The organism is Rhodobacter sp. SY28-1 (genome assembly GCF_005222785.1).
In the GTDB taxonomy this organism is placed as follows: domain Bacteria; phylum Pseudomonadota; class Alphaproteobacteria; order Rhodobacterales; family Rhodobacteraceae; genus Tabrizicola.
Window position 1 is genome coordinate 832,938 of record NZ_STGH01000003.1, and the last position, 24,695, is coordinate 857,632.

The window sequence follows — 24,695 nt, forward strand, 5'->3', positions numbered from 1 at the left end:
ACACATTTTGTGCACAACGGCGCCTTGTCGTGTCCTCATCGGTTGCTATTCTGCACCCATGACGATCTACATTCGGGCCAATACTTACCATCTGCGCAAGCGCGTCCCGCGCCGGTTTCGCGACGTCGAACCGCGAGAAATCGTGGCCTTCTCTCTCCATACCGACAGCAAGACGATTGCCCGGCAGAAGGCTGACCAGATGTGGAGTCACCTGATCGAGGGTTGGGAAGCTGCCTTGCGTGGTGACAACGTGAACGGGTCTGCCCGTTGGGAAGCGGCCAGGGCCATCGCCGATCGACGCGGCTTCAGCTTCCTGCCTGTTGATCAGGTCGCCGCGTTGCCCCTCTCCGATATCCTGCAACGTGTCCAGACGGTGCCAGCGACGGCGGCGGGCGCCCCCAACCAGAGCATCGGCGACGCCCTTCTCGGCGGTGTGGTGCAGCCGGGGCTTACCGTTCGGCAGGCGCTGGAAGAATTCTGGAAGATCACAGTCGACCAGACCCGGGGCAAGACAGAGGATCAGGTTCGCCGCTGGCAAAATCCCCGCAAGAAGGCAGTCGAGAACTTTGTTGCAGTCATCGGCGACAAGGAACTGAAGGCGCTTTCTCGGGCGGACGCCCGCAAGTTTCGCGACTGGTGGAATGATCAGATCGACAAGAAAGGCTTGTCTGCCAACAGCGCGAACAAGGATTTCACGCACCTGTCCCACACCTTCAAGACGGTGAACGATGCCCTCGGCTTGGAGCTGGCATTGCCCTTGAACGGGCTGCGCATCAAGGCCACTCCGAAGGCTCAGCGGAAGGCGTTTAGTGCGACGTGGATCAAGGAAAAGATCCTCGCGCCCGGCGCGCTGGACGGGCTCAACATCGAGGCCCGAACTATCGTCCTGATGTGCGTCAACACGGGTGCGCGGCCCAGCGAAATAGCGGGTCTGATGCGGAAGCATGTCCACCTTGAAGGAAAGGTGCCCTACATCGCAATTGCACCCGAGGGCAGGCAGTTGAAGAACGCGGCATCGGCGCGGACCATCCCGCTTGTCGGCTGCAGTCTGGACGCGTTGAAAGCCTATCTCGAAACTGCACCGAAGGGGCGGGATGAACTGTTCCCCCGGTACTTCGGCAAGGATGCGATCAGCGCTGTAGCGAACAAGTTCCTTGCCGAAAACGGGCTCTTGGAAACGCCCGACCATACGCTCTACGGACTGCGGCACGGCTTTGAAGATCGGATGATTGCGGCGGACTGGCCCGAGAGATTCAAGGCTGATCTGTTCGGGCATGCCATCGGGAGAGAACGCTACGGCGATGGCGCGACTTTGGAGCATAAGCATTCCCAGCTTCTCAAGATTGCGCTCTAGATCAGGTCGCGGGTGCGACGGCGACGCGCGGCGGCAGCTTCCAAGCGGCTGACAGGATGACGCCCTGCCTTCGCAAGTTCGTACTCTCGGTCCAAGCGGTCGAACACGGGCGTGAGCATCGGGTTTACCATCGCGAGTTCTGCCACCTTGTCACGGGCGGCTCGGATCTCTTCGGGCGTGATGGTCAGTTGCATGATTGAGTCCACGGGTTTGAAAGTAGGAAGGGGCGCGGCGAACTCTGGCAGAACTCCGCGCCCCTAAAGGCAATGGCGACACATCTGAAGGAAAAGCCGCCCTGCCTTCCCCTTGGCGCCCCACCATCAGGACGCTTTGGGGGTTTCTCAGAAGCCGGTAAGGCGAACCTTGACTGTTGCGACGCCTGCACCAGCCGCGGCAACGGCGACGCCCAGGCGCGTGTTCCCGGAAGCGGTTGTGGTAGCGAGGTCGTCTTCAGCATCCCAATACACGTCGGCGCCCAGGGTGAAGGCGTTCGCACCCACCTTCGGAAGTTCGAAGACTCCGACCGTCACGACGTCGACGGGCTTGCCAGAGGCAGCCGCGCCGGCCGCAATGCCGATGATCTTGTCGGCGATCACGACAGCGCCCGAGGCAATGGCAGCGGGTGCAGGAATGGTGAGCGTGTCACCGGGTTGAACGTAGTTGCGCATCAGAGAAGTCCTTTCGAGGTCTGAAGGCGGATTTGGGATGAGCGGCCCCCACGGGCACGCTCGATGTGGGCTTCAAGGGAAGAAATCGCCGCTGCGAGTTCGCGGTCGGATTTGTAGGTGATCTCTTCCCCGTTCTGGTCGCGTAGGCTCTTGATGCCATCGGCCCGCAAGGCGCGAAGCTCATCGAGACGACGCTGATTTTCGGCCAGCGTGTCCATCGTCAACCCGGAGCCGTGCCCGTCGACTTCGAAGCACCCCGCCAGTCGAACCAGGCAGCGCCGAAGTCGAGGAAGGCCCGGAAGGAAAGCCCGAGGGTGTTCCACGCCTCTTGCCGCTGAATCTGGACGCCTTCCGCGCCCGACAAGTAGGCATGTGCCAGCGTCGGACGGGTTGCCGGATCGGCAAAAAGCCAGAACTCGACGGAGTCTGCGAGACGCGGTTCAACCAGGATTTCCAGCCGAACGGGGTTCACGTCGCCTGGCGCAATCGGCGACAGGTTCGCAGCCATCAGCTTTTCCGCTTCGCCTTCAAGATCAGGGCCGATCAGAAGGAACTTCGGTGCAGCGCCGATGATCGTCTTGCCGTCCAGATCGGTCACCTTGCGCATGGCGGCGCGCATCTCCGACAGACCATCCCAACCGTCCGAAGTCGCTGCGAGCACCACGTCATGCACGTTGCCGCGAGACGCGTGGAACACGGCAACTTCATCGGACATGACGGGGGGATTGAGCAGAAGGTCGACCAGGATATCGGCTTCGGTTTGGGCTGCACCTTGACCCAAGGCAGAAACTGTATCGCTCATGAGCCCGAGGTCGTCGTCGATGATGAGTTGGCGCGAAATATCGAACCGACGTCCGAACGTGCCCAGCTTCATCTTCTCGCCGCTCTCGGCGCGGCTGGTAGCCTTGAACTCACCGGACTCAGTCAGCGGTTCAAGACGGCCCATGCCGCCCATACGGATCGAGGTCGACTCCTTGAAGTTCGACAGGCTGCGCTTCCGTGAGAGACGCTTGAGGGGCGTCTCGGCTGCACGGTAGGCATCGAGGGCCATCTTCCCGGCCATGTTCGACACGACAAGCGGGAAGTCCGACGTGCCATGCGCAGCCCGATGCAGCACCTCGTCATTCGACATGCCGCGATGGCTGGTGCCCGAACGTGTCAGGGCATCGCGGGCAAAGTCCATCAGTGAGAGATGGCGATACTCCTGCGCATCTGCAGGCGCGGCGGTTCCGGTCGCACGGGCAATGAGCGCATCCGACTGACGGCGCACGATCACTGCAGGATCATCGTTCTGCGGGGTTGCCGTCCGGATCACGGGCGCGGTGCGCTTTTTGGGTTTCGGTTCGGGCTGGATCTCTTCGCCCTCTTCCTCGGCAAGGGCCAACACCTCGGCAAGCGGCAGATCGGCGGCGCGGGTTGCGAAGTCGTCTGGCAGCGTCATGCGGCGCGACAGGTTGCCCATCAGGGCGGCTAGTTCTTCGGCGTTCATCGTGGATTCCTTGTTTCGGAAGGTTGCCCCCGCGTCCGCAGGGATGGCTACGGCGCTCACTTCCGAAACCCGCCACCGCGCGGCCGTCTTCACGCGGGTGCCGTTCTCCACGGTCTCGTTCCACGCACTGACGACATAGCCGATCGACAGTCCGCGAATGGTGCGTTCAAGGATGCGCTGCACGGTCGGTGCGGCATCCGCAGCTTGCGAGAGACGCAGCCCGACAATCAGCTTGCCCTCTTCGATGCGATGCCCTGTCACGACGCCCACAACGTCACGGGAGTCGCCGCTCTTGTGCGAGTTCAAGAGCGGGGCGCCATTGAGGCCCGACAAGTCCAGCGTTGCGGGGTCCAGGCGCTCAATGAACGGCCCCCGGGCATCGCGGCGGATCACATCGGCGAAGGTGCTGGCAATCGCTTCGACAGTCAGGGCTTGGGCATCGAAGGTCGAAGGGGCGAAGGTCGCCGATCTGGTGAAGCGGCTCATTCGTCGTCTTCCTTGTTCTCGGGTTGAGGCTTGGAAGGGGCGGGCTTGAGCGGGTCTGCCGCGCGTTCGGCGTCGACGTCTTCAAGCGTCCAGCCCCGTGCGGCGATCAGCTTGCGACGGCTGGTGAGCCCCGCCTCAAGTTCCGCGGCGTCGGCCTGCACCTGTTTGAGCGGGTCAACCTGTTGCCAGGCCGGGGGCAGCCAATCTGCCCCATCCTGATCATCCGGGAAGACTTCTGCCCAGACGGGATTCAGGAACTGCGGCACGATGGTGAGGTACTGGACTTGTTCGCAGCGGGCGCGAACGGGCAGAAGGCCAGCGCGAAGAGAGCTGTAGTTCGCCCCGGTAAGATCACCGTCCAGCCAATGCGACGGGACGCCAAGGCCAGCCGCAAGCTGCCTGATCTGGGCTTTGACGAACTCGCCCGTTTGCTGCGCCTGTTGCGGGGTGATCGTCTTGTAGTCCCAGCCTCCGGCAATCTTCAGAATTGTCCCAGGCTCGATGCTTGGGGCTTCGTCACCGCCAAACGGGTCTTCAGCAGTCGTGTCGTTTTGATTGGTCAGAACACCTGCGAACATGGCAGCAACCTTGACGCCCATAAGCAGGGCATCGCAGAGCTGATCAAACTCGGAAGCGGTCAGGATCACGGGTGCCAACCAGGACACGCCCCGAACCTGCCCAGCCGCAACCGGTTCGAAGATGTGCAGCATCTCTGCCGCGGGGATGCGGACAGGCGGGGCGTAAGTGGTGAAGAGGTCAGTCGGCTTCTGCGGGAAGACGTGATAGGCGACGCGGCGCCCGATGGCGTCAAATTCGATGCCCTGCACGATGTAGCCGCCACCGTCGACAGGGCGCGTCATGGACTCGTCGACGTGTTCTGGTGGGATCAAGCGCAGCGCTGGCAATTCCCCTTCGCCGTCGACGATCTGGGTAAAAACTTCGCCGTCGACGATCAGGCCCCGCGCGACTGCAGCTTGCAGCCCGTTGAAGTCGGTGCGGTCGTCAGCATCGGCGACGCGACAGAAGGCCTGCCACGCTAGGGCCATCTGAGCCTTTCGGCGTTTGCCCTTGGCGAGGCTTGTTGGGACGATGCCCGCGCCGGTCAAAGCAACTGCAAGGTTGCGGACACCCGAGGCGATCAGCGGGTTGTTAACGGCTAGGTGCCGGGCGCGGCTGCGAAGCGTGGAGCCCCCTGCAGCGACTTCCGAGTTGATCGGGCCGAAGCGGTGAAGTCCGAAGCCGCGGCGTCCGCCCGTCGCGCCGTCGAATGAACGCTTGACCAGCGCGGCGGCGGTGCGGCTGATCGTGATGCCAAAGGGGAGTTTCATTTGCCGCCCTCAAGGTTGAAGTACGGCAAGACGGGCGAGAAAGGGCGTGCCAGTGGGATCGCGAAAAGCGCGATGATCTGGAAGTCCTTCGGTGCATCCGGCCTTTGTGCGGAGTCGTGGACCAGTGCTTTCCACTCGGGCTTGTCGCCATCGGGCAGGACAATGCGCGCGGCACTCACCATAGGCTCTGCGCTACCGTCCAGAAGGGCGCGTGCGGCCCAATAGATCGGGGCTCCGGGTTGATGCGTGCCATCAGGTGCGCGGCGAAAGTACATCGCTTCGCTGATTGCAGTCAGAAGCTCTGTGTCGGCCCTTTCGGTGTTCACCCGTCCAGCTTCAAGGGTGCGAATAACTGCCAGGTCGCGCGCGGCAAAGCGGATATCGCGGCCCGTGCCTTCCACCCGCAACACAAGGCCCTTGGCTGCATATGCGTAAATCCGTTGCCGCGCCCCGGATTCGTTGTCCCAAGGTTCCCGGCAAATACAGATTGCAGCATTGGGGCTGAACAAGTTCGGCTTCCTTTTTGGCGTGTCAAAAGGGGGCCAGAAAGGGGATCATGAGTCAAGTGTATGTTTTTATTCACTTTATTTGTGACAAGTCACCCCTTGAAAGACACCTACTGATACACCCTGAAACGTCCTGACACAGGTCCGAGCCAATCACTTTAAAAGGAATCGAGTAGTGATCGACCGAAGGTGCCATCCTGACACCAGCAAAAAGGAGCGAATCACATGGACTGGACGAACGGAAACAAGGCAGGTCGGGCGGAAGCTGCGAAGGCTATCGAGGCAGCGAGAGAAACGGGCGATCTTCCCGCCCTGGTGGAAGCGATCAAGCAAGCGGCTTCATCTAATGATGCGCGGTCGGTCGGATTCCTGTATCAGGTGGCGGGATGTCTCACTGCTTAAATAATTCAGTTGGATACGGGATAGAAACACCATTCCCGGAGGAGACGGCCTTTCCGAAATAGAAGTTCGTGACTCCTGGCTTTTCTAGAATAGCGTTGGCAAAGGATTGATAGTCAAACGGAAGCGAGATGATCTTCGTTAGGTCAGAGCCAGCTCTTGAGAGTACCGCAACATCCAGTTTAATTTGCGAATCTGGCTGACCGCGGATTGCGAAGGCATTGCCTTTTTCATCTATAGACTGAAGCTTCATTCCCCTATTGTCGAACCTTAATGTGAAGGTCTTCTCTGAACTCCAGAACCCTGACTGCTCGACAAAGGCGATTTCTGCAGCGTTCATCTTCGGATCTAGGCAGTCCACGAAGGCGATGCCGTGAGTGATGCACACTGGAAGGGCGCGTTCGACTAACTTTGCGGTTTGACCATCAAGCACAGAAGCAAAGTGCAGAGTAGCCCTAGAAATTGAGCCTGGTTTCCTTACTTCACCAGCTAACAGTTTTCCAAACATGATCCTGAGGTCATCGCCTGACGCGTCCTCCGCATATTTCTCAAATTTTGTCAGCCAATCTTCCGAAGGCCCTTCGCTGTCTTCGGGTGGAGGACTGTCGTTGAGGTCTTTTAGTGCAGCAGCCGCGACGGCATCTTTGTTCTTTTGTGCCCTATACGAACGATCCAACATCGATGTTAGAGCCCGTTCCATCACTTTAGGATCCGCGGTGGCCATAGTCGCGGCGTGCATAGCTATCGCCCGCGAAATCTCGCTGCGCGCTTCAGACTTGTCACGGATCCCTTGTGCAATCCCTTCTAGGAATGAGGCTGGGATTTCAACGCCGGCGCCGACCAGCCTACTGATCGCCTTACCTGCGGGACCTGCCAATAGTTGAGGTAGCCCTCCTTGCACCAAGGAGGTGATCCAGTTCTCGCCAGAATCCTCAGGGTCTGTCATGGGGACTTCCTCGATTGACATAGATTGCGGCGGGACGGACGAACTTCAAGTGAATACTCAGCCCCCTGACAACCACTTAGACCGACTGACGATCGGCGCTTTCGTTGGAGCGGCCGGGCTGGAAACCTCCGCCTCACGCCGTTCTAGATTGCCACCGATAATCTGCCGCGCTGCCATCGCATAGTTGAAGGCGTCGAGGGCTTCCGCTCGACGGCCGGGAATCCTTTCGAACCGTGCTTGCGGCACTCCCCGGCTATAGCGCACGACCCGCCGCTCACTGACTAGTTGCTCATAGAAAACGGGCGGAAGGGCTTGAGAGAAGCGGACGCCCTGCCCCGCGTCGAGGCGCGCGAAAAGGGCGCTCTTCAGGGCGTCGACGCCTGCAAGCCAAAGGGTCGCGCTCTTGCTGCCCGAACGCTCCATAAAGGGCCGGGCGAAGCCGGGAACCCCCTTCACGTTGACGATGCGCCGGGCGAAGCGAGGGCGGCAAAACGCCCGCACGCGCTCGACATGCCCGCCTGAGCCCTCATCTACTGCGGCCGCGTCGACGCCTATAGTCCCGCCCGCGGGGTGCTGCCATCGGCTCTTGAGATGGTCGTCTAGCTCAGCCCAAGGCGTCTCGGTCTCGATCCTGCCCCAGAAGGTCCGATGATCTAGGGTGAACACGGTTCCATCTTTCGCGTGCCCCAGCGTGACGGCCTCTAGCCGGTCATCCTGACAGTCGACTCCGACGGTGATCAACAGCACGTCGCGCGGCAGTGCGTCCAAGCTGAAGGGCTCAGCCCTGCCTCTCAAAGTCGCGTCATCGATCTCATCGCCCTGCGTCCGCCAAGGTTCCCCGAGAATGAGGTTTGTGAAGGTCTGTAGGGTCTCGGGCGCTCGCTTCGCAATGAGGAACTCGGCCGCCAGCTTGCCCCACGCTGCGTTAGGATGAGGCGACACCAGGCAATTGACCCGGAAACCTGCATGGCCTCGCTGCCCCGTCACTGTAGCCCGCCACCGCCCCTTTTGCACCATCAGGGGCTTGTACCGCTCCTCAATGACGCTACCGCAGCCAGGGCAACACCACGCGGCTTCCTCAGGCTTCCCCTCGGGCCACCGGATATCCGTCCAGGCGATTTCCCGGAACTCACCACACTCAGGGCAAGGCAGCTCAAATACGCGCTGATCTGATTGGGCATAGAGCGTCGTCACGGCCCCATGATCAAAGATTGGAGTCCCGCCGAATATCAGTTTCCGGTTGCTGAAAGTCAGAGTTCGCATGGTGGCGAGTTCGATAGGGGATCCTTCTGCACTCACTTCCCAAGCGTCGATCTCATCGCCAAACACGACGCGGGCGGAATGCCGACGCAAGGTGCGGGGCGCCTTCGCTGCAAGAAACTTCAAGCTGCCGCCGGCGAAACGGCGGGCCATCATGGTCGACCGGCCCGCTTCATCGGCTTCATCGCTCAGAAGGCCGCGAAGGGCAGGACTCGCCTCCATCATCGACTCGAACTCCACACTGGAGTCTCGGGCGTCGTCTGCAGTCGGTTGAATGTACAGGATCGGGCTGGGCTGCACGGCGACGAATGAGGCGACAATCGCGTTGCCCAAGGCAGTGAAACCGATGCGTGCGCCCTTGCTGACGGTGATACGCTCAATCTCGGGATCATCTACCGCGTCGAGGATGCCCCTCTGATATGACCAAAGGCGCATCCTGCCAGGCGTTGCGCTGGCACTGGACGGGATGAACACGGACTCCTCCACCCAATCGACAAGCGGCAGATCGGCGGGCGGCAGAAGCGCGCGAAGTGCGTTGCGGCGGACGGTTTCAATGGTCATTTTTTAGTGCGCCAAAAGGGTATCGATCCCACTGGCGTTCCTTACTCATTTCGTGCGTTGCGCTAGGAAACTTATTTATGAGAATATGCATACACATTCTCGCATGAGCTTCATCAGCAGTAAAAATTACCCAGGCTCGCTTAGTGCTTCTTGAGAAAGGGTGCGTCCTGTCAGGTTCGATGTCGTCTTTCAGACTCGATATAACCTGAAAGCGATAACGCCTCGCCACAACATCCGCACCAAGTCTATTGACGATACTAAACGCCCGATGGTGCGTATTGCCGACAACGCCGTAAATGCCTCTTCCGTTGAGGTCGAGAAAGCTGCCGTAGTGCGGAATATTGACGTCTTCCGCGTTCGAGTATGGCCCGAATGGTCCGGTTAGCGTTCCGTCCGGCTTCAACAATGATACCCGCAAGAGATACACGGCGTCCGGCCCTAGTGGCGGTTCGGTCAACGGTGAGAGTGGGGCGCTCATTCGACTAGCCCTTTCAAGGTGGAGCGGATTTCACGGTCAAGGTGCGCAACGTCAGCCTTCGACAGGTGCGCTGCCATGCGGCCCGGTATCGCCAGCATCGCGGCCCGGACGTCGCGTAGGACTCCTGCCCAGGCCCGTTCGACGGCTGCAGCCTCTAAGAGTTCACCGCCGCGGCGCGCGGTCTCTTGTTCGATCTTCTCTGCATCGGCCAAGGTGCGACGGAGTCGGGCTTCTGCAAGCTGGGCTTCAATGCTTCCCGCCTCAGGTGCGGGTTTTCGGGGACGGCCCGGGCGTCGAATGCCAACAAGCTCTTCAAGATCACGCTTACGGTCGCGCATTTTCGAGTCCCGATTCATGTTTGGAAAATTCTGTGAAGCGTGAGGAGTCGGGGTCTATGTCCCCCCCGACACCCGCCCCACCGGGAAGGACCCATGTAGGGTGTCCCGGCACGCCTCTTGGCGCCTGCTTGTGTCTCTGTGTGTCTCTGTGTGTCACAGAAGACTCCGCGTGCGCTGATAGCGCTTCAGCCAATCATCGAATGGCATTGCTGCACGTAGGTGAGGCCCGGTTGCGAACATCTCCGGTTCAAAGCCGCGCTTCAGTGCTACCCGAGGGAGGTCTTCCATCCACACAAGATCAAAGGCTCCATCAACACGGGGGATGGACTCCAGAAGGTAGACCGGCACCTGAGCCCGATCGGGGGTATCGATGAACTGGCGTGCGCCCCGTTTGGGCGGGTTCCAGGCAAGGTGCGCTATCGGTCCGACGTTGTAGACGTTCAGCTTCATGAACGGATTCCATTCTGGCAAAGGGGGTCCCCAGCTTGATGGGGGTATCTGCGGGTTTGTGCGGGTTTCTTCGAAGGCCGATTGCAGAAACCTGCCCGAGAAAAACTTAATAAAAACATATATATAGTATATATGTATGTAGGTTTATGTAGTTGTTGCAGTGCTTCCCTGTGTGCCTGTGTTTTCGGATGAGTGTGCGGAGTCACTCGGTCCCGACCTCGGGGGCGCAAACCGTTGCAGAAACTACAGAAACCCCCGCATTGGCGATTAAGTAATTGATATCCATGTGTTTTTACGCGCAAGTATCTGCGAAAATCAGGTGCAGAAACGTTGAAAAAACCCCGCAATAACCCCTTCATCGCTGACTCTTCCGTGCTGAAATGTACTTCTCTTCGACGTACACCTTGGTTGGACGCCCCCCTTTCGGGTTCACAGGTGCAGCCGCTGCGATCTGGTGTACCGATGCCAGGCGTTCGATTACTTCCTTGCGCTCTCTCTCACTCAGCTTGTCGAACGGGGCGTACCGCCTGCACATCTGACTCATGGTGATGCCCTTGCCTTCCGTCTCGGCAATCATCTCCGCCAGGTGATCAGTAATCTTGATAAGTGCTGAGCCCCCTAGCTCAGAGGTCACATGCTCGACCATGCGCCGGGTGTAGAACTTCACATAATCCCACGCCCAATTCAGCTCCGGGGCGTCAATCTGATAGGTGTGGCCTTCCCGGTCCCCCGTCCTTTCATCGAGTGACAAGGCGACGATCAGGGCAATCCGCATGGCGAGTTCAACCGCGCGGCTCCATTGCCCGTCCAGCTCTTGTTCCCTGAGATGGTTGCGCCATTCGACTTGGGTAGCCTTCATCTCTTGAAGCCGCTCTAGAGCCGCGGCGGTGAACTTCACAACCGTCGGCTCGCAGACGTCCAAGGGATCTTCCCGGCCCGGGTCGCCGATCATGTCATCTGGCGCTGTGCCCTTGTTGCGCATCCATCGCTTGAGGCGTGTCGGGATAGGTCGCCACACCCGAGGCTCTTCCACCCGGAAAGGCAGGTCGCTGTAGACGACAAGGATCCGATTGAGGAAGCCCGAGTCCACGTCCCTGTGAGACAGTGCTTCAAAGAACGTTGATGCCGTCGACAGGCCAAGAAGGGTGATCGCAGGGCGCTCAACGCGGGCGCTGCGCATAGCTTCGATCTGTTCCCTGCTTTGACCCCTGATCGAATAGGACTGCGGCGAAATTCGAGTCCCCAACTTGGTCGTCGCTGACATGAGTATCTTGCGAGCGTCTCTTAGGTTGGTGCTGCCACCGCTCTGCGTGGAGTTCATCAACATGCCAAATTCATCGACGACGGCTATATGCCGCGGCTGGCATTCCAGTTGCCCCATCACCGCAGCTTCGGACGCGTAGCCGCGTGGTCCGCTCAGATCGAGTCCAGCTTCTTTCAGGGCGTTGCCGATGAAGGTCTCTGCGTACTCTTTCCCGCAACCTGTCGGCCCGAGATTGGCGAGTTGTAGGGAGGTGTAGTTGCCGTGGTCGCTGACCCAGTACCGGCCGCAGATTACCGACCCAAGCGCGAGAGCTGTCTGTACCGCGAACTGCGGTTGGGTGGTCGTACTGCAAGCGTTGTAGTGGTCAACCGCTTGCCCCAGGACGCCCGGGATCATGAGAAGATGATTAGGAACATCATCGACCTTCAGGCGAGGAGGAACTCTAGCAGAGTTGAACTCTTGAAGGGGGTCCCAGGTTATCGCTTCCGGATACACCGGCTCGCGGGTTTCTTCCCGGTCGGGAACACGTCTGCGGGTTCGAGGTTGTTCATCGGACTCGCCCACTAGGCGCAAGATAGCCGCCCTGCGGTCTGGCCTTTCGCGTTGATCGGCGACGGCTGATGTTCTAGATTTAGGCATGGCGAAACTTGCTCTTTCGTCGTTGAATTGGACGGGCGGACCTGTGGCGGGTTCGCCCGTTTGCTTTTCAGAAGGTCCCCGGCCTTCCCTTGGGACGGTTGAAGCCGGGCACGTCATGCTTGGTGGCGAAGGCTTTGAAAATTGCCGCCGACTCCCGGTCGCGGCCCGCGTGGAACATGCGCGCCACTGCAAGAGCGGCGACGAAATCGGGCAGGTCTAGCCAAGGCTTTATCGACATGTTCGCGATGAGCCCGAGTTCGCCGGGTGCTAGCTCTGAGAGGTGGCGGGCGCTGATCGGATAGCGACCATCGCGGGCTTCAAGTCCAAAGCTGGTCACGGCCCACTGACGACCTTGCCAGATGATCGGCCCGAGGAGCTCTGCCGTCGTCTCAACAGGCGAAGAGTCATGCAAGTATGGCGGACGGTTGCCGCACCCTCTATGCTGCAGCATGCCGATCTCCCATGGAAAAACGTGACACATTTTGTGACACATTTTGGAAACGCTGAAAAATTTTATCCTTTATAATCAATAGTTTATGGATAAAGCGAAAGCCATATGGCGCACTCACTGTCCGCCATAAAGCATTTTAAGCGATTGCATTGTTTCAGTTTTCGGATAAAGACTTCCGACTGCAAACATGAGTACCAACAACAGTTCTTGGCTTTCGAGTACCACGCATGAGCGTGCTTGAACCTCGAAGTTTTCCGCTGATCCCAAACGGCCGAATTCGTCTTCCTGCACAATTTACTCCTATCGGCGTGAAATGCTCGCGCCTCTTTCCAGAAGTAGCTTTGGCATGAATCAAGTCCTCCCACTCGAGAACCCCTTCCTCACGGACAAACAGTTTGCTGAGAGATAAGGAGTTTCCACCGACAGCATCTGGCGCTGGAAGTTGAATGGCGACTTCGCCGCTCCCGTCCGGGTCGCGCCGAACTGCACCTGCTGGCGCATGCCTGACCTCCTGGAGCATGAGAGCCAGCTTCAAGCATGCTTCGCGATGAGCCTCTGCGGGCGAATCCTCCACTCCCATTCCGCCAAGATGAAAGAAGAGTTGCACAGTTGAGCCAATGTTGATGCATGTCATCGCGGAGATGTGGCTGGCCTGTCATTTGGCCCCCACTCTAGCGAGGCACAGGCAATGAACGACCTTACTCTGCTGCAACAGCCGACGCGTTTTCTGTTCTTCACAGGCAAGGGTGGGGTGGGGAAGACCTCACTCAGCTGTGCTGCTGCCTTGACCATGGCCGATCAGGGCCAGCGGGTGCTGTTGGTCAGCACCGACCCCGCGTCGAACCTGGATGAGATGCTTGGCGTGAGACTGTCGGATCAGCCTGCTGCCATCCCCGGTGCCCACAACCTGTCTGCGATGAACATCGATCCCGACAAGGCAGCCGAGGACTATCGGCTCCGGGTTCTGGAGCAGTTGGGGCCGGGTGCTGCCGAGGCGGAGCGGGACACTGTGCGCGAGCAGCTTTCGGGGGCCTGCACGACCGAGATTGCCGCCTTCGACGAATTCGTCGGGCTCCTGGCGGGCGATGCGGCAGAATATGACCACGTCATCTTCGATACGGCTCCGACCGGGCATACGCTTCGCCTTCTCAGCCTGCCACGCGCCTGGACCGGCTTTCTTCAGGGCAACGACCGAGGCGCGTCCTGTCTTGGTCCGCATTCCGGGCTGAAGATGCAGGAGGAACGCTTCCGCACTGCCCTCAAAACGCTGGGCGATCCGGCGACCACGTCCATCATTCTGGTGACACGAGCGGATCGTGGTGCCGTGCGTGAGGCGGCGCGGACCTCGGACGAGTTGCGGGCGCTTGGGCTGGGCAACCAGCAGCTTGTCGTCAATGGAGTCTTCCATGCTGCAGCCCACGGTGATGCGGTTGCGGACGGGCTTGCCCGTGACCATGCCGAGGTGATTGCGACCTTGCCGACGAACCTTGCCTCGTTGCCCAGAACGGAGGTGCCCCTGCGTTCTTTTGACATGGTGGGACTGCCTGCCTTGCGCGCCCTCTTCCGGGAGGAGACATCGGTAGGGGCGACGCCGACAGCTTCCGCTGATCTTGATGAACCCGGCCTGTCGATGATGGTTGACGCTCTGGCCAATACCGGGCGCGGGCTGGTGATGGTGATGGGCAAGGGTGGCGTAGGCAAGACGACGGTGGCTGCCGCGATTGCCGTCGGGCTGGTGAAGCGCGGGCATCGGGTGCACCTGACAACGACAGACCCCGCCGCCCATGTCTCGTTGGTGGTGGACGGCAGCCTTGACGGGCTGGTGGTGGACCGGATCGACCCCAGCATCGAGACCGCGCGCTACATTGAAAAGGTCATGGCCACAAAGGGCCGCGATCTGGACGAGGCCGACCGCGCGCTGATGCGGGAAGACCTTGCCTCGCCCTGCACCGAGGAGGTGGCGGTCTTCCATGCCTTTTCGCGCATCGTGGCCGAGGCGCGGGGGGCCTTTGTCGTGATGGACACCGCGCCGACCGGGCATACGCTGCTGCTTCTGGACGCCACGGGCGCATACCACCGTCAGATGACGCAGGACATGGGACCGGTTCAGGGCCGGATCGTCACTCCGCTGATGCGTCTGCAGGACCCTGACTATACGAAGGTCATTCTCGTGGCCCTGCCGGAGACGACTCCCGTCTCCGAAGCGGCCAGCCTGCAGGATGACTTGCGCCGCGCAAGGATCGAGCCCTGGGCCTGGGTGGTCAACAGGTCGCTGGCGCAAACAGGGACGACCGACCCCTTGCTGCAAAGGCGGATCAGGGGCGAGGCGGCTCAGATCGAACGCATCCGCAGCGGGCTGGCGCAGCGCCTGTATCTGCTGCCCTTTCTCGCAGACCCGCCGGTCGGTATCCCGAGATTGCTGGCTCTGACCTGAGCTTGCCTCAGGCTGGCAGACGGACCACGCCCGCAAGGCACCAGTCGGCGACCGCCTCGGCACTGGTGGGAAGACCCTGGATGTCTTCCTCGGCAAAGGACAGGAGAGCCGCAAGGTTCAGTCCGTTCACCCCGACAAGCACCGACAAGCCACGATGCAGGGCTTCGGCGATCACCGGGGCAAGCCCCTTGCCCTCGGCCTCGCGCTTGCCGAACTTGTTGACGATCAGGATGTCCGCGCCGTCCAGCCTGCGTTCGACTTCATGCACGGTCTGTTCGAGCGCACCACTGTCTAGGATGCAGCCACGCGCCAATTCGCCCCGGTCCTCGCTGATGCGGACAACAGGGCCATCGGGCAGGACCCGCAGGTCCATGTCGCATTTCTTGCGGTTGGGGCGTTCGTGGTTCGACTGCACGGTTCCGGCGAGCCGCAGACCTTCGGCGGTCAGCCGGTCCGCGACCTCGGCGATCAGCTGGTCAGTTCGGCCCCTGCCTTGCAGGCTGATATAGGCTATGCGCATCTTTCCCTCCCGCGTCGAAAGGCCCGCCCGGAGTGACCGGGCGGGCCTGGTCTTCAGAGTTCTACTTCCCACGACTTGAAGGAGACCCGCGCCGCAGCCGGGGTCGCATCCGAGATCTTGCGGATGTTGGCCCAGGTCTGCTTGTAGTTCGGCAGGATCAGCTCGTTGGTGCCAGCGTTGATCACGTTCCCCTGCGCGCCGTTCGGGGCCCCGAAGACCATGAAGGTCTCGTTCTTCCGCGCGGTAGGTTCGGGATAGGCAAGGGCCTGTGTGGCACCGACATCGTTGAACACCTCGACCATATCGCCCGGCTTCAGGCCCAGTTCTGCCATGTCGTCGGGATGGATCTGGATGAAGGGCGCGGGCAGGCGGTCCATGACGAAGTCGTTCTTCTGATCCAGGAACCAGTTCTGCCAGTTCAGGTTCGCTCGCCCATTGTTGATCAGGAAGCGGTGGTTAGCCTGCTGCTGCGCCTTGCCTGGTGCTTGCAGACCACGCCAAGACCCCATGCAGAACAGCGCCTTGCCGTCTTCGCGACCGTGGCGGGTGAAGACGCCGTCCTCATAGAGGCGCTTCGTCCCGACCAAGGCGCCGTTTTCGTAACCTTTGACCGGCTCTTGCACTCCGTTGTTGCCAGCTGCCCGTAGGCGTTCGTAAGTCACCTCCGGGTTGCCCGAGTTATAGCCGTCCATGAAGGCGTCTTCCTCGGTCTTCCAGTCGAAGCCCTTGAACTGGTCGGCATAGTCCGTCCGGCCCTCATCGCGCAGGACACGTTTCAGATGGTTGGCCAGCTGGGCGGCGATGATGCAGTCGGGCTGGGCCGAGCCGGGGGCATCCATGTATTTCTCGACCAGCCGCAGGCGGCGTTCGCCGTTCATCGAGGTCAGGTTCATCTCGCCCGATTCCACCGCAGGCAGGATCACATGCGCGGCCTGTCCGATCTGGCTGTGGATGATGTCGACGTTGACCGAAAAGATCCCGCCCGCGTTGATCGCGCCGACGATGGCATCCACCAGCTCTTCGCGCGTGGCCCCGGCGCGGGCGTCCATGGCTTCCTTCACCATGTTGGTGCGTCGGTTGTAGACCCGCTTGAACTCGGCAGCGTTGAGCGTGGTCTTGTAATGGTCGTTGGCCCAGATGTGATGGACCTTGCCACCGCCGGCGATGATCAGCTGGTCGATGTAGGGGGCCGGGCGTCCAACATGCGCGTCCGAGGGGCGGAAGTAACCTTCCTGGTGGCCACCCAGACGGCAGACGCCGCCGCCTTCACGCCCGATGTTGCCAGTTGCAAGGCCGATGTTCACCAGGGCGCCGATGACACGGTAGTTGTCGTTGCCCCAGATGATGCCCTTCTCATAGCCAGTCACCGTCTTGCGACGGCTGCCATCGTCCTTGGGCTTGGCGATCCATTCGGCGGCCTGGATGATCTGTGCTTCGGTCAGCCCAGTGACGGCTGCACCATCAGCGAGGCTCATCTTGCAAGCCGCTTTTGCCGCCACGAATGACCCCAGCGAGGCCGGATGGGCGGCATCCTCGGGCACCGCCACGTCGCCCTGGAAGGTCGATTTGGCGATGAAGTCTGCATCGACCCAGCCCTGATCGGCGATGTAGGTGAAGAGGGTATTGAACAGCGCAAGGTCCGAGCCGCTGGCAATCGCCAGATGCAGCACGTTTTCGGCCCCGGCCACCTGTTCGCAGCTGTCCACTGTCACGGTGCGGCGGGGATCGACGACGATCACCTTCGCCCCGTTCTGCATCCCCTTGACCATATGGTTCAGGAACAGATTGGTCTGGCACTCCATCGGGTTGGTGCCGACCAGCATGATCGTGTCGGCAACCTGATAGTCGGAATAGGAATAGTTCAGCTCGTCCACACCCATGTCGCGGGTGCTGTGCACTTCGGAGTTATAGGCGGGCCGGTTGTGAATCCGGCAGTGCTTCACCTTCATCGACCCGAAGTAAAGCTTGCCGGTGCCCCAGGTGTTCTCGTAGCCGCCAGCGCTGCCGCCATGGTCGAACATCGAGACGTAAAGATCGTTCTCGTTGTCCTTGTCGATCACGCGGGCCGTTACCCGGGCGACAAGGTCCAGCGCATCGTCCCAACTGGTCGGCTGCCAGGTGCCATAGCGCCAGACCATCGGCTCGGTCAGGCGCTGTGCCTGCGTGCCGGTGATATCGGACCGCCGGTTCTCGGCCATCCGCGCCCCGCGCACCGAGCCAAGGCCCGAGTTCACCTCGCAAGCCACGTCCGGCTTGATGACCAGATGCACGTCCTGGCCGTTCTGCTTGACCACGTTGTACATCGAGGGCGCATACCACGCCTCGGTTTCGGCGCCCTGCTGCTTGGACAGGTCCTCGCCGATCCAGTTGCTGTCGACCCTTCCTTGCGTCTTCAAGGGCCAGGTGTAGGCTTTGTAGCCACAGCCGACGATGCAGTAGTGGCAGGTGACGTTGTGTTCCTTGGCGCCTGCGGGAATGATCGGCAGGCGGTCGATGTTGCGTTTGTAAGCCATGATCGCCCCCTTACCCTTGCAGCACGTTGGACAGACGGCCGTAGATCAGCTCGTCCGCACCTTCGGCATAGATGTCGCCCTTGTCGTCCACCCGCAGCGCGAACTGCGGCAGGTTCTGCGTGGCATGGCCCCAGACCTGCTGGCCGCCCTTTTCACAGTCGAAGCGGCTGAAGTGGCCGGGGCAGTTCAGGGTTTTGTCTTCAGCGTGGTAGGACATGTAGAAGCCCTTGTGCGGGCAGAGGACGGAATACGCGACGATGTCGCCGTCCGGTCCGGCCCCGCCTTCGACGGCGCTGCCCAGCTTCAAGAGGATGCCCGGGCTGTCGGCGTCCGGATATCCGATGTCCATCGGCTCGTTCACCTTCAGGTCCGCGACATTGCCAAGCTTGGTGGACGGATAGTCCAGCATGGCGAGCGACTGCGCCTGAGCCTGCCTCGCAGGCAAGACCGTTGCCGCCGCAGCTCCTGCAGCGCCGAGAACACCCCCGCGCAAGAACTGGCGGCGGCCGACATCGACCAACCGATTGCATTTCATGGTGGCTAAACCTCCCTTGGCTCCCTTTTGTCCAAGGTTAGCGCAGAGGTGGTGCAGCCAGGACTGCGTTGCCGCACCTGCCGCAGCGCAGCAAGCCATTCCAAACATGCACGAATTTTGGGCGTTCGGATTTCCGAACACGGGCCAAGCTTACAACCCCAGCTTCTGCATCTTCTCCCACAGCGTCGTCCGCGACACCCGCAGAAGCCGCGCCGCTTCGCCGACTTGGCCCTGTGTCCGGTCAAGGGCTGCCATGATCTGCGCCTTTTCGGCAGCATCGCGGACTTCAGAGAGGGGCCGCATCGCCTCATCTGCTGCGCGTTCCGCGAAAAGATCGGCGGTCATCACCATCCCGCCTTCTGCAGCCTCGACCGCCCGCATCAGCCGGGCACGCAACTCGCGGCCGTTGCCGGGCCAGCCGTGGGCGCGGATCGCCTCCGCCGCCGTCGCCGCGATCCCGGTCAGTGGGACCTTCCGGCGGGCGTTCAGACCTGGGAAAAGTTGGGCCGCCAGCCAGACCGCGTCGTCGGGCCGATCCGCCAAGGGGGGAACGACGATTTCGTGCGACTGCAACAGGGACAGAAGGTCGGCCCGCAAGCTATGAGGAACATCATCGACTTGCAGTCCCAATGTGGCAATCAGCCTGAACTGTGCTGCCCTGAGGGCAGCCATCAGACTGTCCTGCGCAGCGGGCTCCAGATCTCCGATCCCGACCACCACAAGAGTGCCCTCGCCGACTTCGGCTACCGCTGACTGTAGCTCTGTTCGGCCAACGCGGTCGCGCAATGCGTTGCAGACGAGGATCGGCGCGGCCCGACGCTCAGACAGATCATGGAGGCGACGCGCCAGCCGCAGCTTCCCCAGCCCCTGAGCGCCCCGGATCAGCAGAGGCGTGTCGCGGGTTGCCGCCTCGGCCACTTGACGGTCCACGTTGCGGGCGGCGGCTGAGATGCCGGTTTCGGGCGGCATCTCCTGATCTGCGCGCGGTCGCATGACGGTTGCCAGCCGGATCAGGAACGCCGCGATGTCGAAGGGCTTGGCGATGTAGTCCGCGGCCCCCGACCGGATCAGCCGCACGGCCTGGTCGATTCCGCCCTGCCCGGTGATGAACAGGAAGGGCGGCGGATGCGAGGTGCGCGTCAGAGTGTCGTAAAGCTCTTCCCCCGTTCCGTCGGGCAGGCGAATGTCGCAAATGACCGCGTCCAGACTTTTTCGCGGCGTGCGGATCGCGGGCAAAGCGCGGGCAATTTGGCGGTGCCACTGCACCTCGGCCCCCTCCAGCGTCAGGCGCTGGAGAAGCGAGGCCCCCATGATCTCGTCATCCTCGACCAGAACGATGCGGCGGCCTTCAAGCATGACCGGACCCCGTCACAGGCAGATCAACGCGGATCATCGTCCACCCTTCCGCCCGGTCGTGGTGCAGCGTGCCGCCAAGTCCCGACACGATGTCATGCACCAACCGCAGGCCGACCCCGCCGCCCGGGGGCAGCGGGCCCGAGGCCAGAAGACGCCTGAGGTCAGCGTCGCCCATCGCGTTGCCCGTATTGCTGACCGCGATTGACAGCCGGTCTCCGCCATTGCTGACCTTGAGACCGACCTCTCCACCCTTTCCGGCAGCGGCCCCGGCATTCAAGAGAAGGTTAAGCGCCACCTGTCGCACCGGAGCGGCGGGTTGGCAGGCAAGGGCCTCGGCGCCTGCCTCCACCTCCCATTCCAGCGCCAGATTGCGGCTGTGCGCCTCGGGCTCGAACAACAGCCGCAGGTCCTCGAAATCCTCGGGCCGCAAGGGTTGCCCGGCGCGGTCCAGCCGGTTCTGATCCAGCATCGCCCGCGTGACGTCGCGCAGGTGCCCAAGACCGCGCTGCATCAGTTCGGCGGACTGGCGCACGACATCAGGTCGGTCGGCGTAGGTGCGGATCGTGTCTGCGGCGTTCAAGAGACCGCCCAGCGGGTTGTTCACTTCGTGCGCCAAGGCCGATGAAAGCCGCCCGAGACTGACAAATCGCTCCCGGTCAGCGAGACGGCGTTCGGCCTCGGCCCGTTCCTCGACCGCGGTGGTCATCTGGTTGTAAGTCTCGATCAGCCGCGCGAGGCCAGGGTCGCCATGGGGAATCTCGGTCGTCGGGATCGGGCGCGGTGCCCCGCCCGAGGCGTCCATCGCCTGCACGAGCGCGCCGACCGGCCGAAGGATGCGCGCAACCGCAAGCCAGCCACCAAAGGCCAACACCCCTGTCGCCAGCGCATTGCCGAACAGAAGCCACAGCGTCACCTGCCGCCGCTCGGCCAGAAGGTCCGTCACATCCAGTTCGGTGACGATCCCGCCTATGGTTCGCCCCTGATATTGCAGGGGAGAGGTGACCCGCAGAACGGGATCACCCGTCATCCGCAGCGCCTCGGGGGCCACGGCGCCGAGGCCGAATTCTGCTGCATCTTCACCCACCGGCGCACGGTGGGGATCGGTCGCCGCCAGCACCCGCCCCCGTTCATCCGCCACCACAGTCAGCAAAAGCCGCTGTCCGTCACTGGCTTGGCGCGCGCGGTCCAGAATGTCGTAGACCTCCCAGACGTCCTGCCGCAGGACGGAAGGACCCAGCGCGACCGCCAGGCCTTCGACATGCAGCCGCGCGGTTTCGGACAGGCGCGCATCCTGCACCCGGCCAAGCGCGCCCAGAACACCCTGGCTGGCGACCAGGGCAAGGATGATCATCAGCGCGGCTGTGATCAGGGGCACGCGGACAGTCACTGGCAAGTTGCGAAAGCGCAGCATTGCAATCATCCGCCAGCCAGCGCGGCCATGCGTGCCGCGATGCCGTTGAACAGCGCCGGGTCCGCCGGGACAACGGCATCAAGGAACAGCAGGCGCAGAACCTCCCGGCCCTTGTCTGCCTTTCCCAGGCCCTGCAAGGCAGTCCTGCAGGCCATGATCCCGGCCTCGTCCATCCGGTCGCTGCGCGCGACGAAGGGCGGAAATCCCAGATCCTCGGACCGCGAAATCACACGCGTGCGTGCTGTCAGGCCGGGCTCGACACTGTTCAGGACTTCCCAGACATAGCCGTCGACACTGCCCGACCGGGTCAGGCCTCCGGCAACCGCGCGCACGACATTGCGGTGCCCGTAGGTGAAGATCGAGCGGGAAAAGTAACCGTCCGGCGTCGTGCCGATCCGTGCCAGGTCCGACGCGGTGACAAGGTAGCCGGAATTGCTGTCGGGGTCTGAAAAGGCATGTGCGCCACCTTGCAGATCGGCCAAACTGGTCGCGGCATCGTCTACAGCGACGATCAGATAGGACTGATAAAGCGGCGCGCCCCGCCAGACTGGCACCCCCAACAACGAGAGCTGATCGCGGTGCTGCAGATAGGGATAGCCGCAGGTCCAGGCCGCATCGACCGACCCATCCAGCAAGGCACCGGTGATCTCCTGATAAGTCCGGCGCTGGACCAGTTCGATCTCGCGCCCCACCGCCTCGCCCAAAGCGGTGCGAAGCGCGGAGATCACCGCAGCGTCATTGTCCAGAAAGACCGGCGTCAGGGCAAAGCGGAACGGCGCATCACTTTGCGCACGCACCATCGGCGCCGCGCAGAAGGCCGCTCCCGCCAGTATTGCGCTTCGCCGGGTGTGCACTTCGTCCTCCGCAGTTTGCGCTGCACCTGTCGGCACCTTGGCACAGGCAAGCTTGATCCTTGCAGGATGATCCGTCAAATCGGAGTTCGAGACGGCGCTGAAGCCCTGCCGATAGCCAAGGACCCGACATGAGCCTCTTTGAACGCTGGCTGACCCTCTGGGTGGCCCTGGGTATCCTTGCGGGGCTTGTGCTGGGCAACCTGATGCCAGGCGTCTTCGCTGCGCTGGCCCGCCTCGAATACGCCTCGGTCAACCTCGTGGTGGCCGTGCTGATCTGGGCGATGGTCTATCCGATGATGATCGCCATCGACTTCGGCTCACTGAAAGAGGTCGGCCAGCGGCCGAAGGGCCTGGTGATCACGCTTGTGATCAACTGGCTGATCAAGCCCTTCACCATGGCAGCCCTTGGCGTGTTGTTCTTCAACCACCTCTTCGCCGGACTGATGGACCCGGCAAAGGCACCCGAATACATCGCGGGCCTGATCCTGCTGGGCGCTGCGCCCTGCACGGCGATGGTCTTCGTCTGGTCCCAGCTGACCAAAGGCGACGCGAACTACACGCTTGTCCAAGTGTCGGTGAACGATCTGATCATGGTCGTGGCTTTCGCACCGATCGTGGCCTTCCTTCTGGGTGTCACCGACATCGAAGTGCCGTGGGAGACGCTGATCCTGTCGGTCGTCCTCTATATCGTCATCCCGCTGATCGCCGGCGCGTTGACGCGGCGCGCGCTCCTCGCACGGGGCGGATCGGTCGAGGCGTTCACCGCCCGCATCAAACCGGCATCGGTCCTCGGTCTGCTGTTGACCGTGGTGCTGCTGTTCGGCTTCCAGGGTCCGGTCATCATTGCCCAGCCGTTGCTGATCGCCTTGATCGCCGTGCCGATCATCATCCAGTCCTACGGCATCTTCGCGCTTGGCTATGCCTGGGCGTTCGCGTGGAAGCTGCCCCACAAGGTGGCTGCGCCCTGCGCCTTGATCGGCACATCGAACTTCTTCGAACTGGCGGTCGCTGTGGCGATCGGGCTTTTCGGACTGAACTCGGGTGCCGCACTGGCCACCGTTGTCGGCGTGCTGGTCGAAGTGCCGGTCATGCTGTCGCTTGTGGCCTTTGCCAATCGAACCCGAGACCGATTCCCGACCTGACGGTCAGATCCGGTGCCGATTTGCTCGGCCGAACAAAGGACAAAGGTCCGCTTTCCGCCCTTCGCATGAGCCGGGTCGCTCCTGGCCCCGAGCCGTCGTTCAACCGAAGGGCGCCTTCCACGCTGCCGCCGCTGAAGGGCGGCGCAATGCCGCCACCGAAGACGGTGGTTATGCCGAGTGGCAGCGCGACCTCTACTAAGGCACCCGATGATCCCGTCAGACCACACGCCGCACCAGCGCGGACCGGCGCAGCAGTGCCGACAGCCAAAAGGCCATAAGTGTCGTTGTGACAACGGACAGCGGCAGGGCCAAACCATATGCTGTGCCGTGGGCATCAAGCGCGCGGCTGACTGCTACGAGGATCGGCGCGTGCAGGATGAACGCGCCGTAGCTGTTCGCCGCCGCCCAGGACCAGAAGGCAGCCGCGCGGTTGCCCCGGCGCTGGCTCCAGAAGATCAGCCCAGCGATCGCGCCCAAGGCTACAAAGGGTTCCCAGAAGGCATAGGCGACGGCCGCAACGGAGAAACCTGTTTCGAAGCGCGGGGCATCTATAGACAGCAGCGCCGCGGGCAGCACCGGCAGCGCGGCAAGACCGACCGTTATCGCCAGCCAAAGACTTCGGGTGGGCAGACGGTCGAGCCAGCCATTCCGCCCCGCCTGCACACCGACGGTGAAAAGCACGATGTAGGAGGCGAAATAGCCAAGTTGGAAACCCGAGACAGAGGCGCCGACAGGCACGACCTGCCGGATCAGCAAGGCCGAAAGACCGGTGAGCAGCGCAAGACTGAGCCAGTTCGCGAAGGGTGGCACTGGTCGGGATGCGCTGCCGAGCACCGGCCAGAGCGCGAGGATTATCGAGAAGATCAACAAAGCAGCCGGGAACCACAGCGGGCCGAGGATGAAGCTGCCGCGCAGGATGCGATCGACGGTGTCCGGGACGATCTCGCCGAAAGGTGCGCTCGCCAGCGCAACGGTCAACGGTCCCAAGAAGAAGCCAAACAGAAGAACCGGCACTCCGAGACGGAGCGCGCGATCACCAAGGAAGCCTATTGTTCCCTTGCGCTCCAGCGAGGTGGGCGCCAACGCGCCCGAGATCATGAAGAACAGCCCCATGAAGAAGGCTTGGTTTACGGCGGCAAGAAAGGTGAGCGGAAGGTTCGTCACCTCGGTTGCCTTGAAGAACCAACTGCCGCTTGCACCGTAGGTGATCGCGGCATGGTGGAGGATCACCAGAACGATCAGACCTGCGCGCAGACGATCAATCCAGACGGCACGCTGGCGGTCTTCTGTAATCTGTCTCGCTTTCTTCATCG

General features: G+C 61.8%; 24 protein-coding genes. 4 read left to right on the plus strand and 20 right to left on the minus strand.

Translation table 11 applies throughout. The features are described from left to right. Positions 1-58: 58 nt before the first annotated feature. Positions 59-1,354: a tyrosine-type recombinase/integrase gene (locus E8M84_RS18255; RefSeq protein WP_137112610.1), complete on the plus strand. Its 1,296-nt coding sequence runs from the start codon at positions 59-61 to the stop codon at positions 1,352-1,354. Here the strand turns inward: E8M84_RS18255 and E8M84_RS18260 are convergent. The 6 genes from E8M84_RS18260 to E8M84_RS18285 all read right to left on the minus strand — a co-directional run bounded on the left by E8M84_RS18260 (position 1,351) and on the right by E8M84_RS18285 (position 5,726). Further along, positions 1,351-1,548: a hypothetical protein gene (locus E8M84_RS18260; RefSeq protein WP_137112611.1), complete on the minus strand. Its 198-nt coding sequence runs from the start codon at positions 1,546-1,548 to the stop codon at positions 1,351-1,353. The two genes, E8M84_RS18255 and E8M84_RS18260, sit on opposite strands and share 4 nt — an antisense overlap. Before the next feature lie 147 nt (positions 1,549-1,695). Next, positions 1,696-2,022 (minus strand): DUF2190 family protein, encoded by a 327-nt coding sequence (locus E8M84_RS18265; RefSeq protein ID WP_137112612.1) that lies wholly within the window; start codon positions 2,020-2,022, stop codon positions 1,696-1,698. Beyond that, a complete protein-coding gene (locus E8M84_RS18270; RefSeq protein WP_137112613.1) occupies positions 2,022-2,240 on the minus strand; it encodes a phage head-tail joining protein in 219 nt (72 codons plus the stop codon). The genes E8M84_RS18265 and E8M84_RS18270 overlap by 1 nt, the downstream gene beginning before the upstream one ends. A 2-nt stretch (positions 2,241-2,242) precedes the next feature. Next, the gene (locus E8M84_RS18275) at positions 2,243-3,997 is read right to left on the minus strand and encodes an HK97 family phage prohead protease (protein WP_137112614.1); all 1,755 of its coding nucleotides are present in this window, start codon (positions 3,995-3,997) and stop codon (positions 2,243-2,245) included. After that, a complete protein-coding gene (locus E8M84_RS18280; protein WP_137112615.1) occupies positions 3,994-5,325 on the minus strand; it encodes a phage portal protein in 1,332 nt (443 codons plus the stop codon). The genes E8M84_RS18275 and E8M84_RS18280 overlap by 4 nt, the downstream gene beginning before the upstream one ends. After that, positions 5,322-5,726, minus strand: coding sequence for a hypothetical protein (locus tag E8M84_RS18285; protein ID WP_137112616.1), 405 nt, complete (start codon positions 5,724-5,726; stop codon positions 5,322-5,324). Before E8M84_RS18285 ends, E8M84_RS18280 begins: the two co-directional genes overlap by 4 nt. A 330-nt stretch (positions 5,727-6,056) precedes the next feature. On the opposite strand from E8M84_RS18285, the gene E8M84_RS21570 reads away from it, so the two are divergent. Beyond that, positions 6,057-6,233 carry a hypothetical protein gene (locus E8M84_RS21570; RefSeq protein ID WP_170971989.1) on the plus strand — a complete coding sequence of 59 codons (177 nt, stop codon included), beginning with the start codon at positions 6,057-6,059 and terminating at the stop codon, positions 6,231-6,233. Here E8M84_RS21570 and E8M84_RS18290 read toward each other — a convergent pair. The 7 genes from E8M84_RS18290 to E8M84_RS18315 form a co-directional block, all read right to left on the minus strand. Then, the gene (locus tag E8M84_RS18290; protein ID WP_170971990.1) at positions 6,223-7,176 is read right to left on the minus strand and encodes a DUF2806 domain-containing protein; all 954 of its coding nucleotides are present in this window, start codon (positions 7,174-7,176) and stop codon (positions 6,223-6,225) included. The two genes, E8M84_RS21570 and E8M84_RS18290, sit on opposite strands and share 11 nt — an antisense overlap. Positions 7,177-7,233: 57 nt before the next feature. Further along, a complete protein-coding gene (locus E8M84_RS18295) occupies positions 7,234-8,997 on the minus strand; it encodes a phage terminase large subunit family protein (RefSeq protein ID WP_137112618.1) in 1,764 nt (587 codons plus the stop codon). Further along, positions 8,987-9,454 carry a hypothetical protein gene (locus E8M84_RS21575; protein WP_170971991.1) on the minus strand — a complete coding sequence of 156 codons (468 nt, stop codon included), beginning with the start codon at positions 9,452-9,454 and terminating at the stop codon, positions 8,987-8,989. The genes E8M84_RS18295 and E8M84_RS21575 overlap by 11 nt, the downstream gene beginning before the upstream one ends. A 17-nt stretch (positions 9,455-9,471) precedes the next feature. Continuing rightward, the gene (locus E8M84_RS18300; protein WP_137112619.1) at positions 9,472-9,813 is read right to left on the minus strand and encodes a hypothetical protein; all 342 of its coding nucleotides are present in this window, start codon (positions 9,811-9,813) and stop codon (positions 9,472-9,474) included. Between the two features lie 153 nt (positions 9,814-9,966). After that, positions 9,967-10,263: a hypothetical protein gene (locus E8M84_RS18305; protein ID WP_137112620.1), complete on the minus strand. Its 297-nt coding sequence runs from the start codon at positions 10,261-10,263 to the stop codon at positions 9,967-9,969. 355 nt (positions 10,264-10,618) lie between these two features. Further along, positions 10,619-12,100, minus strand: coding sequence for a DUF3987 domain-containing protein (locus E8M84_RS18310; RefSeq protein ID WP_137112621.1), 1,482 nt, complete (start codon positions 12,098-12,100; stop codon positions 10,619-10,621). 133 nt (positions 12,101-12,233) lie between these two features. After that, complete coding sequence (locus E8M84_RS18315; protein ID WP_137112622.1) at positions 12,234-12,647, minus strand: hypothetical protein; 414 nt, start codon at positions 12,645-12,647, stop codon at positions 12,234-12,236. A 658-nt stretch (positions 12,648-13,305) separates the two neighbouring features. Between E8M84_RS18315 and arsA the strand changes: the two genes are divergently transcribed. Then, on the plus strand, positions 13,306-15,051 hold the full coding sequence (arsA, locus tag E8M84_RS18320; protein WP_137112623.1) for an arsenical pump-driving ATPase: 1,746 nt from the start codon (positions 13,306-13,308) through the stop codon (positions 15,049-15,051). Between the two features lie 7 nt (positions 15,052-15,058). On the opposite strand, the gene E8M84_RS18325 is transcribed toward arsA, so the two are convergent. From E8M84_RS18325 to E8M84_RS18350, 6 genes are all read right to left on the minus strand, one after another. Beyond that, positions 15,059-15,571, minus strand: coding sequence for a DUF2478 domain-containing protein (locus tag E8M84_RS18325; RefSeq protein ID WP_137112624.1), 513 nt, complete (start codon positions 15,569-15,571; stop codon positions 15,059-15,061). A 53-nt stretch (positions 15,572-15,624) separates the two neighbouring features. Continuing rightward, positions 15,625-18,084: an arsenate reductase (azurin) large subunit gene (locus tag E8M84_RS18330; RefSeq protein ID WP_137112625.1), complete on the minus strand. Its 2,460-nt coding sequence runs from the start codon at positions 18,082-18,084 to the stop codon at positions 15,625-15,627. A 10-nt stretch (positions 18,085-18,094) separates the two neighbouring features. Then, positions 18,095-18,619, minus strand: a complete 525-nt coding sequence (locus E8M84_RS18335) for an arsenate reductase (azurin) small subunit (protein WP_137112626.1) — start codon at positions 18,617-18,619, stop codon at positions 18,095-18,097. A gap of 150 nt (positions 18,620-18,769) precedes the next feature. Beyond that, on the minus strand, positions 18,770-19,975 hold the full coding sequence (locus E8M84_RS18340) for a sigma-54 dependent transcriptional regulator (RefSeq protein ID WP_137112627.1): 1,206 nt from the start codon (positions 19,973-19,975) through the stop codon (positions 18,770-18,772). Then, positions 19,968-21,350, minus strand: coding sequence for an ATP-binding protein (locus E8M84_RS18345; RefSeq protein WP_240790444.1), 1,383 nt, complete (start codon positions 21,348-21,350; stop codon positions 19,968-19,970). Before E8M84_RS18345 ends, E8M84_RS18340 begins: the two co-directional genes overlap by 8 nt. A 41-nt stretch (positions 21,351-21,391) precedes the next feature. Beyond that, a complete protein-coding gene (locus tag E8M84_RS18350; protein ID WP_240790445.1) occupies positions 21,392-22,240 on the minus strand; it encodes a PhnD/SsuA/transferrin family substrate-binding protein in 849 nt (282 codons plus the stop codon). 128 nt (positions 22,241-22,368) lie between these two features. Between E8M84_RS18350 and arsB the strand changes: the two genes are divergently transcribed. Next, entirely contained in the window at positions 22,369-23,382 is a 1,014-nt protein-coding gene (arsB, locus tag E8M84_RS18355; protein WP_137112628.1) for an ACR3 family arsenite efflux transporter, read from the plus strand. Positions 23,383-23,598: 216 nt separating this feature from the next. On the opposite strand, the gene E8M84_RS18360 is transcribed toward arsB, so the two are convergent. After that, on the minus strand, positions 23,599-24,693 hold the full coding sequence (locus tag E8M84_RS18360) for an acyltransferase (RefSeq protein ID WP_137112629.1): 1,095 nt from the start codon (positions 24,691-24,693) through the stop codon (positions 23,599-23,601). Positions 24,694-24,695: the final 2 nt, after the last annotated feature.

Coding starts and splice junctions, on each gene's coding strand:
- E8M84_RS18255 (WP_137112610.1), top strand. CDS start 59: ATGACGATCTACATTCGGGCCAATACTTACCATCTGCGCAAGCGCGTC.
- E8M84_RS18260 (WP_137112611.1), bottom strand. CDS start 1,548: ATGCAACTGACCATCACGCCCGAAGAGATCCGAGCCGCCCGTGACAAG.
- E8M84_RS18265 (WP_137112612.1), bottom strand. CDS start 2,022: ATGCGCAACTACGTTCAACCCGGTGACACGCTCACCATTCCTGCACCC.
- E8M84_RS18270 (WP_137112613.1), bottom strand. CDS start 2,240: ATGGACACGCTGGCCGAAAATCAGCGTCGTCTCGATGAGCTTCGCGCC.
- E8M84_RS18275 (WP_137112614.1), bottom strand. CDS start 3,997: ATGAGCCGCTTCACCAGATCGGCGACCTTCGCCCCTTCGACCTTCGAT.
- E8M84_RS18280 (WP_137112615.1), bottom strand. CDS start 5,325: ATGAAACTCCCCTTTGGCATCACGATCAGCCGCACCGCCGCCGCGCTG.
- E8M84_RS21570 (WP_170971989.1), top strand. CDS start 6,057: ATGGACTGGACGAACGGAAACAAGGCAGGTCGGGCGGAAGCTGCGAAG.
- E8M84_RS18290 (WP_170971990.1), bottom strand. CDS start 7,176: ATGACAGACCCTGAGGATTCTGGCGAGAACTGGATCACCTCCTTGGTG.
- E8M84_RS18295 (WP_137112618.1), bottom strand. CDS start 8,997: ATGACCATTGAAACCGTCCGCCGCAACGCACTTCGCGCGCTTCTGCCG.
- E8M84_RS18300 (WP_137112619.1), bottom strand. CDS start 9,813: ATGCGCGACCGTAAGCGTGATCTTGAAGAGCTTGTTGGCATTCGACGC.
- E8M84_RS18305 (WP_137112620.1), bottom strand. CDS start 10,263: ATGAAGCTGAACGTCTACAACGTCGGACCGATAGCGCACCTTGCCTGG.
- E8M84_RS18315 (WP_137112622.1), bottom strand. CDS start 12,647: ATGTGTCACGTTTTTCCATGGGAGATCGGCATGCTGCAGCATAGAGGG.
- arsA (WP_137112623.1), top strand. CDS start 13,306: ATGAACGACCTTACTCTGCTGCAACAGCCGACGCGTTTTCTGTTCTTC.
- E8M84_RS18325 (WP_137112624.1), bottom strand. CDS start 15,571: ATGCGCATAGCCTATATCAGCCTGCAAGGCAGGGGCCGAACTGACCAG.
- E8M84_RS18330 (WP_137112625.1), bottom strand. CDS start 18,084: ATGGCTTACAAACGCAACATCGACCGCCTGCCGATCATTCCCGCAGGC.
- E8M84_RS18335 (WP_137112626.1), bottom strand. CDS start 18,619: ATGAAATGCAATCGGTTGGTCGATGTCGGCCGCCGCCAGTTCTTGCGC.
- E8M84_RS18340 (WP_137112627.1), bottom strand. CDS start 19,975: ATGCTTGAAGGCCGCCGCATCGTTCTGGTCGAGGATGACGAGATCATG.
- arsB (WP_137112628.1), top strand. CDS start 22,369: ATGAGCCTCTTTGAACGCTGGCTGACCCTCTGGGTGGCCCTGGGTATC.
- E8M84_RS18360 (WP_137112629.1), bottom strand. CDS start 24,693: ATGAAGAAAGCGAGACAGATTACAGAAGACCGCCAGCGTGCCGTCTGG.